The following is a 13072-nucleotide window of genomic DNA, read 5'->3' on the forward strand; positions in this document are numbered from 1 at the left end:
TGTTGCGTTTACTGCGTCACCTCTTGGCGACTTACTTATAGTATCAAGATTCTAAAACTATGTCAACACTTTCTATAAAAAAATTAAAATAGTTTTGAAGTATCATTGATTATAAAGAAAATAAGGCAATCAATATTCTAGATGATCGCCTTACTACAATTTTGTTAATTAGTAATTATACGTGAAATATAGAACGTACGGTTTTTCCCTAAATCAAAAATCTCTCCTGTGTTACTTAATTTAATAAGAGGCCGTGTTGGAGCAAATTTGTTGACGAACATTACTTCACCACGTTCTAAATTAGAAAGTTCAACAATTGTACCTATAGGTAAATCAGCGACTAAATCAATAAGTGCTCTTACTACTTTAATATCAAACTTTCCAAATTCAGATTCATTAACCATTTCTATCACTTTAAAAGAAGATTGCTTGGATCGATATACGCGTTCACATGTCATTGCATGAAATACATCAGCAACTGCAATTATTTGTGCGAAAATAGATATGTTGGCGATTTTTTCACCTTTAGGATAACCGCTTCCGTTTAAACGCTCATGGTGTTGAAAGATAGCTTCTTTCATCGTATCTTTTAAAATTGTTAGATCCTTGACCATATTATAACTATAGATAGGATGCTTATAAATCTCATCGAATTCTTGCTCTGTTAACGTCGTCTTTTTATCCCGAATACGCGGGTGAATTTTAGCCATACCACAATCTGCTAATAAACCCCCAATTGCTATTTGAATCGTGAGTCCTCTATCATAACCTAATTTTTGTGCAATAACAGAAGAAATCAACGCAGTTGCTACACAATGGTGATATAAATAGTCCTTAGGATTCGAATACTCGTTTAAATCAAAAATAATTGTACGATCTTCTAATACCATCTCTAGCAGAGGAAGAATAATTGTACGTGCTTTCGCAATATCTACCTTGGCACCAGCTTCCCAATTTTTAAATTCCCTTTTAAATTGCTCAACAGAATTGTTGTACACCCTTCTAAAAGTTGGGATAGCTTCAGGTGGAATTGCAACTTCTAATTCTTTGTCGTCATTTAACTGAGCATCTTTCATCCCATCTTTATATACAGGGACCCTTGCAATATTAAATGCACTAAAAACCGGCAGATGCTCATGGGAAATTATTGTGTCTTTAAAAATTATTGGATATTGCGTATTAGCAAAAATATCTTCAGATATTACTTTACCCATGCGTAACTCTGAAATTGGGACATGTATAGTTTCCACGAAATTAACACCTCTTCACTATTTCACTTGCTTAACATTAAGGTTATTTCATTTTATCATGGAATTCAAAATAATTACTTATTTTTCATGATTTATAATAAAAACCGATGACGACAACAATAGTGTGCCGATCATCGGTTTTTTACTATTCTACTACTTGTTCATCATCTTCAGAAGAATCGTCATCTTCTTCTTTTTCAACTTTCGCAACAGTTGCAACCAGTTCGTCATCTCCTAAACGAATTAAACGAACACCTTGTGTGCTACGACCAATTAACGAAATATCATTTACGTCCATACGTATCAACATGCCATTAATTGTAATTAGCATTAAATCCTCAGAACCATCAACAGTTTTTACAGCTACCATAGGACCGTTTTTATCCGTAATTTGAATTGTTTTTAATCCAACACCACCACGACTTTGTAAACGATATTCTTCCTCAGAAGTACGTTTGCCGTAACCTTTTGCAGTAACAACTAGAATTTCTTCCCCAGACTCAACGATTTCCATTCCAACTACTTCGTCACCGTCACGTAGTTTAATACCACGAACACCGCCAGCTGTACGACCCATTGAGCGAATATCATCTTCTTGGAAACGTACAAGCATTCCATCACGCGTACCTATAATCACTTGTTTAGAACCATCTGTTAAACGAACAGCAATTAAATCATCATCTTCACGTAAGCTAATTGCTATTAAGCCATTTGTACGGATATTCGCAAATTGTGATACTGGTGTACGTTTTGTAATACCTGTTTTTGTCGTAAAGATAAAGTATGCATCGTCTTCAAATGAAGCAACACGGATCATCGCAGTTACTTTCTCATCTTTTTCAATATTGAGTAAGTTAACAATTGGTAGTCCTTTTGCTGTACGACCGTATTCAGGAATCTCATAACCTTTTGCTCGGAATACTTTGCCTTTTGATGTAAAGAATAGAATTGTATCATGTGTAGATGTATTCATCAGGTGTTCTACGAAATCATCTTCGTTTGTACCCATCCCTTGTACACCACGACCACCACGCTTTTGACTGCGATATGTATTCGCAGCTAAACGCTTAATATAACCGTTATGAGTTAAAGTGACTACTGAATTTTCGACAGGAATTAAATCCTCGTCCTCTATCATTTCCATACCGCCAGATGTAATTTCTGTGCGACGTGTATCATTAAAACGTTCTTTTACTTCTATTATTTCAGTACGAATAATTTCAACAATTTTTGCTTCGTCTGCTAAGATTGCTTTCAACTCAGCAATTAGCACTTGTAGCTCTTGATATTCTGCTTCTATTTTTTCACGCTCTAAACCACTTAAACGTACTAAGCGCATGTCTAAAATTGCTTGTGCTTGACGCTCTGATAAATTAAATCGTTCCATCAATTGCGGCTTCGCTTCATCACCACTACGAGAGCCACGAATAATTGCAATTATTTCATCGATATGATCAAGTGCAATTCGTAAACCTTCTAAAATATGTGCACGGTCTTCTGCTTTCTTTAAATCAAATTCTGTACGACGACGAATAATGACTTTTTGATGCTCAAGATAATGATATAGCATCTCTTTTAAGCCCATTACTTTTGGTTGACCATTTACTAGCGACAACATATTAATGCCGAAGCTTGATTGCATTGCTGTTTGTTTATATAAATTATTTAAAACGACATTGGCATTGGCGTCTTTACGCACTTCAATGACCACACGCATACCACGACGGTCTGATTCATCCCTTAAGTTTGTAATGCCATCTATTTTTTTATCACGTACAAGCTCTGCAATCTTTTCAATAAGCTTTGCTTTGTTTACTTGATAAGGCAATTCATGAATAAGAATTGTTTCTTTACCATTCGCTTTTTGTTCAATTTCTACTTTTGCACGAATAATAATTGATCCGCGCCCAGTTTCATAGGCACGACGAATGCCGCTCCGACCTAAAATTAAACCGCCAGTCGGGAAATCAGGTCCAGGGATAATTTCCATAAGCTCTTCTGTTGTAATCGCAGGATTTTCAGAAAGTGCTAGTACTGCATCGATTGTCTCTCCAAGTTGATGTGGTGGAATATTCGTGGCCATCCCAACAGCTATCCCCGCTGCACCATTTACTAATAAGTTTGGATAACGACTTGGTAGAACAACTGGTTCCTTTTCAGAACCATCGTAGTTGTCAGTATAGTCAATTGTATTTTTGTTAATATCACGGAGCATCTCCATTGCAATACGAGACATGCGAGACTCAGTATAACGCATCGCTGCAGCACCATCGCCATCGACAGATCCAAAGTTACCATGGCCGTCAACGAGCATGTAACGGTAACTAAAGTCTTGCGCCATACGCACCATTGCGTCATAAATGGACGAGTCACCATGTGGGTGAAACTTACCCATTACATCCCCAACAATACGTGCTGATTTTTTATACGCTTTATCTGCTGTATTTCCTAACTCTTGCATGCCATATAAAATACGACGATGTACTGGTTTTAGTCCATCACGTACGTCTGGTAATGCACGTGATACGATTACACTCATTGCATAATCGAGAAAGGATGTTTCAATTTCTTCTGTTATATTAATTCCTTTAACACCGGAGCGTTCTTGTTCTGACAAAGTGTAGACCTCCCCTCACGAAAATTAAATATCTAAATTTTTTACATATACTGCGTTTTCTTCGATAAATTGACGACGGGGTTCAACTTCATCACCCATTAAACGCTCAAATGCTTGATTTGCTTTGATTGCGTCATCTAATTCTACTTGTAGCAATGTGCGATACTCAGGATCCATCGTTGTTTCCCAAAGTTGTTCCGCATTCATTTCTCCAAGACCTTTATAACGTTGTACATTTGGTTTTGGCATTTTTGGTAAGCGCTCTAAAATTTCTTTTAATGTTTCATCATCATAGCAATATTCAACGTGCTTGCCTTGTTTCACTTGATAAAGTGGTGGCTGAGCAATATAAATATAACCCGCCTCGATTAATGGTCTTAGGAAACGGAAAAAGAATGTTAAGAGCAACGTACGAATATGCGCACCATCGACATCGGCATCCGTCATAATAACGATTTTATGATAACGTGCCTTTTCTAAGCTGAATTCTTCACCAATACCCGTACCAAATGCGGTAATCATCGCACGTATTTCTGCATTCGATAAAATTTTGTCTAAACGTGCCTTTTCAACGTTAAGGATTTTACCTCGCAATGGCAAAATTGCTTGGAAGTGACGGTCACGACCAGATTTTGCGGAACCACCGGCAGAATCACCCTCAACAATATATATTTCACAGTCAGCTGGATTCGTAGAAGAGCAGTCAGCTAATTTACCTGGTAAACTCGACACTTCAAGAGCTGATTTACGACGTGTAAATTCACGCGCTTTTTTCGCAGCAACACGTGCACGAGCAGCCATTAAACCTTTTTCAACAACTTTACGAGCTACCGTCGGATTTTCTAGCATGAATCGCTCAAAACCATCTGAGAATAAAGCATTTGTGATTTGGCTTACTTCAGAGTTACCCAACTTTGTTTTCGTTTGCCCTTCAAATTGTGGGTCAGGATGCTTAACAGAGACAATAGCTGTTAAGCCTTCACGAACATCTTCACCCGTAAGATTTGTATCTGCCTCTTTTAGTAATCCATTTTTACGTGCGTAATCATTGATAACACGTGTGAGAGCCGTTTTAAAGCCAGACTCATGTGTACCACCTTCGTACGTATTAATATTATTAGCAAATGAAAAAATATTTGAAGAGAATCCAGCGTTATATTGCATCGCAATTTCTACTGAAATACCATCTTTTTCACCAAGAACATCAATCGGTTCATGGATTGGTTCTTTAGATTGATTCAAGTGCTCTACATAAGAACGGATACCACCTTCATAATGATATGTAGTAGAACGTTTTTCTTCTTCTCGTTCATCTGCAATTGTAATGCGGATACCTCTGTTTAAATAAGCTAATTCACGAATACGATGAGCTAAAATATCAAATTCATAAACTGTTGTCTCTTTGAATATTTCAGGGTCTGCTTTGAAGCGTGTAGTTGTACCATTACGATCAGTATCGCCAATAACAGTTAAAGCCTGAATTGTTTTCCCGCGTTCAAATATAATTTCGTGAATATGTCCCTCACGATGCACTTGAACGATTGTCTCAATAGAAAGGGCATTAACTACAGATGCTCCTACGCCATGGAGACCTCCTGATACTTTGTATCCACCACCACCGAACTTACCACCAGCATGTAGCACTGTCATAATAACCTCGACAGCAGGCTTACCCATTTTTTCTTGAATACTAACTGGAATTCCTCGTCCATTATCTTCTACGCGAATCCAGTTTTCCTTTTCAATTGTTACTGTAATATCTGTACAGAATCCTGCAAGAGCCTCATCTATACTATTATCAACGATTTCCCATACTAAATGGTGAAGCCCTTTGGAGCTTGTTGAACCGATATACATCCCTGGTCTTTTACGAACCGCTTCTAAACCTTCCAATACCTGTATCTGATCGGCTTCATAAGCTTGATTTTGTAAACCTTCGTTTTCTATAGCCACGGCTTTCATCTACTCCTTCATAACATCATTGTGTGTAAATGAATGAACAGTCAACCGAGCTGACTATTACCATTCTTTTATAATCTAAAAAACTCCCTGGCTAACTTTCCTCAATCGCACCTTGTTTCACGTGGAACAGTTGTGCATGTTCCATCGTCTCATGATGAATTCCATCAACACTTGTAGTAGTTACAAAAGTTTGGACCTCACCTTGAATGGTATTTAATAAATGCGATTGGCGATAATCATCGAGTTCCGACAATACATCGTCTAAAAGTAGAATGGGTGTTTCATTTGTTTCTTGTTTAATTAATTCTATTTCGGCGAGCTTTAATGACAAAGCAGTTGTACGTTGTTGCCCTTGAGAACCATATGTCTGCACATCATAGTTATTCACTAAAAACTGCAAATCATCTCTATGTGGCCCAACCATAGTTACGCCTCGTTCAAATTCACGAGCCTTTACCTCTAACAGCTTTTTGTGCAAAAGATTTTCAACTTCACTAGGAGTGTGTTCTTTTTCAATACCCGCTACTGTGCGGTATTTAATAGCTAATGTTTCTTTACCTTGTGAAATACCTGCGTGAATTGGTTCTGCCCACTCCTGTAATAAATCCATAAATTGAAATCTTTTACGAATAATTTGGGTAGCTGCGTGAATATATTGCTCATTATAGACTTCATACATCACATCATCTGTCGTTACCTTGCCTTGGTTCAGTTTTAAATAATGATTACGTTGTTTTAAAATTTTTTGAAAGGTTAATAAATCATGTAAGTAGACTGGAGATATTTGTCCAATCTCCATATCAATAAAACGTCGTCGTATTTGCGGACTCCCTTTTACGACATTCAAATCTTCGGGTGCAAACATAACCACATTCATTTGACCAATATAATGACTAAGGCGACTTTGCTCGATATGATTTATTTTACCTTTTTTACCCTTTTTCGTAATCGTAAGCTCAATTGGTAAAATTCCGTGCCTTTTTTGAATGGCCCCTTCTATTTTACCATAGTCTGAATCCCAACGTATCAATTCTTTATCGTTCGTCGTACGATGTGACTTAGCCATGGCCAATACGTAAATGGATTCCATAACATTTGTTTTCCCTTGCGCATTTTCACCAATAAATACATTAATTTTTGGAGAGAAATTTAACGCTAAAGTATCATAGTTGCGGTAATTTGTAAGTTTTAACTGCTCAATATGCATAGTTTATTGTCCAGCGGGTCCAACGATACGAAACCGACCACATCCAGGTATATTTACAACGTCTCCATTACGCAATTTGCGACCACGGCGATCATCTACCTCACCATTTACGTATACTTCATTTTCGTGTAAAAACCATTTAGCCATACCACCTGAGCTAATAGCATCGGTCATTTTCAAAAGTTGTCCTAACGTCACAAACTCAACGTCAATTTCAATGTCTTTCATAGTTGTGCCACCCTCCAAATACAGAATATCTATCTCTCTATCATACCTAAAAATGCACCATAAGTAAAAAAAGATAGCCGCAGTTAACGACTATCTCCTAAAGCTTATCAAAGTTATTAGTGGTGACTGGCAAATAAAGTGAACTTTAAGAACGGTTCTTTAACCAGCTACCTACGTCATAAAAATTAGTAAGTACGAACTGGTAAAATTAACTGTAGAATCGCGTCATCATGTACAGAACGTAAAATAAATGGTCTCATAGCCCCTGTAAATTGAATAACGACATCTTGACCATCAATTGCTTTTAAGGCTTCCATCATGTATTTCGCACTAAAGGAAATCTTTAAGCTCTCCCCTTCTAATGCTTCTACTGGAATTTCTTCTTGCACTTTACCTATTTCTGGTGAATTGGATGACACTTCGACAGCTTGATTATCTAAAATGTCGAAGCGCACGACATTATTACGATCACCGCGAGCTACAAGTGATGCACGATCGATTGCCTGTAATAATGCTTTACCATTAATCGTCACATTTGTTTGATATTCTTCTGGAATTAAACGTGTTGTATCTGGGTAATTGCCTTCTAGTAAACGAGAGAAGAATAATACATCCCCAGTTTTAAATAATACTTGCTGGCTAGTAATAACAATTTGAACAAGGTTTGTAGAATCTTCTAACACCTTATTTAATTCATTTAAGCTTTTTCCAGGAATTACTACGCTATGTTCGACAGCTGGTAAATTTTCTAATTGTACTTTTCGTCTTGCTAGACGATGACTATCTGTTGCAACACAGATTAAAGCTTCATTTTTGATCTGCCAGTTTACACCTGTCAACACCGGTCTGCTTTCTGAAGTGGCAACTGCAAATACTGTTTCACGGATAATTGTTTTTAATAGGTCTGCAGGTATAGTAAATTTTTGATCTTCCGTTAATTCAGGTAGTAAAGGATACTCTACTGCATCTGAGCCAATTAAATGGAATTCAGATTTACCTGAACGAATATGTGTTTGGAAACCAGCTGTTACTTGAATTTCAACATCATTTGTTGGTAATTTACGTACTATTTCATTGAACATACGAGCTTGTACAACAATTGAACCTGTTTCTGCTATCTGGATAATTTGTTGGCCATCTTCTTCTACAGGAATAAATGTTTGAATTGTAATGTCTGCATCACTACCTGTTAAACGGATACCCTCATTTGTCACATCAATTTTTATCCCCGTTAAAATCGGAATAGTCGTTTTAGAACTTACAGCTTTCATGACATCATTTAAACCCTCTAATAAACGGTCACGTAAAATATCAAATTTCATTTGTTTTCCCTCACATATTTATATTATTTATTTATTAAATATTAAAAGATATAGTAATAGGCCCTGTGGATTTGTGGATAAGTGCTTTGAGATGAATGAAATCAGTCTATCCACATGTAGATAGACTGTGCATAAGTTTGTGTTTAAATAATTGAATTGTCCACAGGATTATTTCCCTAGCATGCTCCGTATTTGTTTAATATCTTGTTGCAGCTGAGTGTCATTTTTCAACATAGAAGATATTTTTTCGTGAGCATGGATAACTGTTGTATGATCACGACCCCCAAATTCTTCTCCAATTTTCGGCAGCGAAAAATCTGTTAATTCGCGTGATAAAAACATCGCAATTTGACGTGGAAATGCAATTAATTTCGTTCGTTTTTTAGCGACAAAATCCTCTAAACGAATATTAAAGTGCTCTCCTACTGCATTTTGAATATCTAAAATGGAGACAGTTCGTGGTTTAGAATTAGGAATTATATCTTTCAACGCTTCAGCAGCTAATGTAGCGTTAATGTCCTTGTTAACAAGCGATGAGTACGCCACGACACGAATAAGCGCACCTTCAAGCTCCCGGATATTGGAGTCAATCTGGTTCGCAATATAGAGCATTACTTCATTTGGAACGTCTAGACCATCTGCTTTTGCCTTTTTCCGTAGAATAGCAATACGAGTCTCTAAATCGGGTGGTGCAATATCAGTAATCAATCCCCATTCAAACCGGGAGCGTAAGCGATCCTCTAATGTGGGAATCTCCTTTGGTGGGCGGTCACTTGAAATAACAATTTGCTTTGATTCCTCATGCAATGTGTTAAATGTATGGAAAAATTCTTCTTGTGTAGATTCTTTTCCGGCTAAGAATTGAATATCATCAATTAGCAGCACATCTACATTACGATATTTATTGCGAAAATCGAGTGCCTTATTATCACGAATAGAGTTAATAAATTCATTTGTAAACTTCTCGGATGATAAGTACACAACTTTTGCATTGGGATTATGTTCTAACACATAGTGGCCAATGGCGTGCATTAAATGGGTTTTACCAAGCCCTACTCCCCCATATATAAAGAAAGGGTTATAAGCCTTCGCAGGTGCTTCTGCAACAGCTAACGAGGCAGCATGTGCAAAGCGGTTTCCAGAGCCTATGACAAACGTATCAAATGTATATTTCGGATTTAACATACCTGGTGAAATATCATGATGATCGTTATTTTTTGCTTGGATAATAGGCGCTGGTAAATCAAAATCGTCCGAATCCTGGTTTTTTTGAACAACAAATTTAATAAGCAAGTCTTCGCCTGTAAGCTCCGTTAATATACCTGTAATCAAATGAATATAATGATTCTCAAGCCAATCTCGAGCAAACGAATTTGGCGCAGCAATTGTCACGGTTGATCCACTTCCATTGTAAGAAAGTAGTTTTGTAGACTTTAGCCACGTTTCGAAGCTTGGTTTAGAAATTTTTTGTTCAACTTGAGCCAGGACATTATTCCATAATTCTTCTAAATGTTCCAAGCTGCTATTCTCCTTTACAGTTCAATACATATACAGCAATAAAAAAATTTAGTGCATTTATGTGATAAGTAAATACGTTCATTTTACGACTAGTCCACAAAATCACAAGCTGTGGATAAAACTTAACCAAAGGCTGTGATAAAAATTATCCACAGCATATCAACAGTTGTGGATAAAAGATTAGTTCGTTTCAGTTTTCAACAAAGTGAAGCACAGTTATCGTATCAGAAAAACAAAGCTATTTCAATAGTTTGTGAAACTTATCCACACAACCTTTGTTTATGCACTTTTGAGTTGTCCACAAGCACTGCTTATGTGAAAAAGCTGTAGATAACACTTGTGGATAAAAAAACATGCAAAAAATACTATACACAACTCTGTGTAAAAAAGACAAGTTTTCTGTGGATAATTATAATTAAGCAAAATAATAACCGAGAAATAATTGTCGAAAGAAATTTATGAAATACATTGACAAAATAGCTGATTACTTTATATAATATGCAGGTCTGTATGTTGAAAAATTCAACTTTCATTCAGGAGGTGTCTATAAACATGAAACGTACTTACCAACCAAAAAAGCGTAAGCACAGCAAAGTTCACGGTTTCCGCGCACGCATGAGCACGAAAAACGGTCGTAAAGTTCTAGCTGCTCGCCGTCGTAAAGGTAGAAAAGTTTTATCAGCATAAAATAAGTCCACTGAGCCACATCAGTGGTCTTTTTTTTCTTTATTTTTGGTAAACCTAACAATAAAGATTGAAGGATATTATTTAGTAGCAGGTGAAAGTAATGAAAAAACGCCAACGAGTGAAAAAGAATGAAGATTTTCAAAAGGTGTTTAAAAAGGGAAAGTCTTTCGCTAATCGCCAGTTTGTCATTTATTATTTACCAAAAGAGGGACAAACGGAATTACGCATAGGTTTATCGGTTAGTAAAAAGGTTGGAAATGCGGTAACACGCAACCAGATTAAGCGTTATATTCGACAAAGCATTCATGAATTAAAAGATGAGCTCAAGCCGAATATGGACTATGTTATTATCGCCAGACATCCGGCGGCCACTATGGATTTTCATGAAGTGAAACAAAGTTTGCAGCATGTATTACGAATTGCTAAAGTTTTAAAAAAAGCATAGTACGTACGGCAAATAAAGTGGCAACAAAGCGCACTTTCGTATAAAGTTCCACTGTAGCAAATGTAAATATAGTAACTCTCCTTATTTGAATGGGTATATTAAGTTGGAACAATTAGTAGAGTCAAAGCTTATTTGCATGATAAAATAACTGTTAACTTTATTCAAAAGCGAGAGAATGTGTTGAGTAAAGAAGAAGTAAGAAAGAACGTAGATAGATTTAAGAAAATTGAATAGGTTTGTAGGGGGAAGACGGTTGAAAAAACAACTTTGGGTAATTTTGTCGCTAGTATCCGTAGCATTGCTGCTATCTGGTTGTACAGAATTTAATGAGCCTATCTCCAAAGATAGCGAAGGCTTCTGGAATGAATTCATCGTTTGGCCATTAGTATCAGCGATTAAGTACTTTGCTGATTTACTCGGTACGTATGCATGGGGGATTATTGCAGTAACAATTATTATTCGTTTAGCGATTCTTCCATTAATGATTAAACAAACAAAGAGTTCTAAAAAAATGCAAGAACTTCAGCCAAAAATGAAGGAATTGCAAAAGAAGTACGCTTCTAAGGATGCACAAACGCAGAAACAGTACCAACAAGAAATGATGAAGTTAATGAGTGAATCGGGAGCCAATCCTATTGCTGGATGTTTACCTGCGTTTATTCAAATGCCAATTTTAATTGGTTTCTATCATGCGATTAGTCGTATGAATGCTACATCTGCTTTTGATTTAGGAAATTTCTTTATGTTCCCATTAGCAGATCCAGCACCAGTACTAGCGATTCTTGCTGGTTTAATGCAATTTATCGTATTACGTACGGGCCCAGCAATGGACAACCCTCAAATGAAGATGATGATGTACATTATGCCATTCATGATTATTGGTTTCGGTATGGCTTTACCAGCGGCATTATCATTGTACTGGGTAATCGGGAACATTATCTCGATTCTCCAAAACCTTTTTATTTACAAACCTTGGCAAAAGGATAAAACACAACCTGCTCAAAATGGAGGGGCTAAAAAGTGAAACAACTTACGCAAATAGGCGCAACAACACAAGAAGCGATCTCATTGGCGTTACAGAAACTTGGCAAAACCCGTGAACAAGTAGATGTTGAAGTTTTACAAGAAGGCAAAAAAGGATTTTTAGGTTTTGGTGCACGATCTGCAGAAGTTCGTGTGACAGTAAAAGAAGAGCAAGTTCAGCCAGCTATTGACGTAGTACAAGTAGCTGAGCAAAAGCATTCGGCTAAGGAACTATCGTTCAAAGCAACAGACTTAGATGATGTTGAAACAGTAAGTTCACAAGTTTCTGAACAAACAATGGGAATCGAAGCTGTCCAACAAGTCATAGTAGAAGAAAGTACAGAGGAAGAAGAGAACTCTGCAAACCCAATTGAAGAAGCAAAAGCTTATTTAGTAAATATTGCTGAACAATTGGACATTCAAGATCTTGAAATTGACACAGCACGTGAAGGTAAATACGTATTATTTCAGCTAAAAAGTGAAAAAGCAGCACTGCTCATAGGAAAACGAGGGCAAACATTAAATTCTTTGCAGCAATTAACACAACTTGTGTTAAATAAAAGTGCTAAGCAGTTCTTAATGGTGAAATTAGACGTAGAAAACTATCGTGAACGTCGCCAAGAAGCATTAGAGCAGTTGGCGGATCGTATGGCTGACAAGGCACTTCGTTTAAATCATCGTGTGGCATTTGAGCCGATGCAGTCGTATGAAAGAAAGATTATTCATAATCAATTGGCTAATCGCCTAGATATTGAAACTTACTCAGAAGGAACAGAACCTAATCGTTATTTAGTCATAGAACCTGTTAAATAA

At 36.8% G+C, this 13072-nt stretch carries 11 protein-coding genes; 4 read left to right on the forward strand and 7 right to left on the reverse strand.

The window, feature by feature from the left end; all coding sequences use genetic code 11:
* Positions 1–164 precede the first annotated feature (164 nt).
* The 7 genes from ACOMCU_RS21780 to dnaA form a co-directional block, all read right to left on the reverse strand.
* Positions 165–1250: an HD-GYP domain-containing protein gene (locus tag ACOMCU_RS21780; RefSeq protein ID WP_421051371.1), complete on the reverse strand. Its 1086-nt coding sequence runs from the start codon at positions 1248–1250 to the stop codon at positions 165–167.
* Positions 1251–1395: 145 nt separating this feature from the next.
* Positions 1396–3867, reverse strand: a complete 2472-nt coding sequence (gyrA, locus tag ACOMCU_RS21785) for a DNA gyrase subunit A (protein WP_421051373.1) — start codon at positions 3865–3867, stop codon at positions 1396–1398.
* 24 nt (positions 3868–3891) lie between these two features.
* Complete coding sequence (gene gyrB / locus ACOMCU_RS21790; protein ID WP_010860743.1) at positions 3892–5829, reverse strand: DNA topoisomerase (ATP-hydrolyzing) subunit B; 1938 nt, start codon at positions 5827–5829, stop codon at positions 3892–3894.
* Positions 5830–5920: 91 nt separating this feature from the next.
* Positions 5921–7036, reverse strand: coding sequence for a DNA replication/repair protein RecF (gene recF, locus ACOMCU_RS21795; protein ID WP_421051374.1), 1116 nt, complete (start codon positions 7034–7036; stop codon positions 5921–5923).
* Positions 7037–7039: 3 nt separating this feature from the next.
* Positions 7040–7264, reverse strand: coding sequence for a S4 domain-containing protein YaaA (yaaA, locus tag ACOMCU_RS21800; RefSeq protein ID WP_010860741.1), 225 nt, complete (start codon positions 7262–7264; stop codon positions 7040–7042).
* A 185-nt stretch (positions 7265–7449) separates the two neighbouring features.
* Complete coding sequence (gene dnaN / locus ACOMCU_RS21805) at positions 7450–8586, reverse strand: DNA polymerase III subunit beta (RefSeq protein ID WP_421051375.1); 1137 nt, start codon at positions 8584–8586, stop codon at positions 7450–7452.
* A gap of 168 nt (positions 8587–8754) precedes the next feature.
* Positions 8755–10104, reverse strand: coding sequence for a chromosomal replication initiator protein DnaA (dnaA, locus tag ACOMCU_RS21810; protein ID WP_010860739.1), 1350 nt, complete (start codon positions 10102–10104; stop codon positions 8755–8757).
* 552 nt (positions 10105–10656) lie between these two features.
* On the opposite strand from dnaA, the gene rpmH reads away from it, so the two are divergent.
* From rpmH to jag, 4 genes are all read left to right on the forward strand, one after another.
* Complete coding sequence (gene rpmH, locus ACOMCU_RS21815) at positions 10657–10791, forward strand: 50S ribosomal protein L34 (RefSeq protein ID WP_004233310.1); 135 nt, start codon at positions 10657–10659, stop codon at positions 10789–10791.
* A 100-nt stretch (positions 10792–10891) separates the two neighbouring features.
* Positions 10892–11236 (forward strand): ribonuclease P protein component, encoded by a 345-nt coding sequence (gene rnpA / locus ACOMCU_RS21820; protein WP_421051377.1) that lies wholly within the window; start codon positions 10892–10894, stop codon positions 11234–11236.
* Positions 11237–11489: 253 nt separating this feature from the next.
* Positions 11490–12260: a membrane protein insertase YidC gene (gene yidC / locus ACOMCU_RS21825; protein WP_010860737.1), complete on the forward strand. Its 771-nt coding sequence runs from the start codon at positions 11490–11492 to the stop codon at positions 12258–12260.
* Positions 12257–13072 carry an RNA-binding cell elongation regulator Jag/EloR gene (gene jag, locus ACOMCU_RS21830; protein ID WP_421051378.1) on the forward strand — a complete coding sequence of 272 codons (816 nt, stop codon included), beginning with the start codon at positions 12257–12259 and terminating at the stop codon, positions 13070–13072. The genes yidC and jag overlap by 4 nt, the downstream gene beginning before the upstream one ends.

The sequence above is a fragment of the Lysinibacillus sp. UGB7 genome (genome assembly GCF_049058285.1).
GTDB classification, from domain to species: Bacteria; Bacillota; Bacilli; order Bacillales_A; family Planococcaceae; genus Lysinibacillus; species Lysinibacillus sphaericus_B.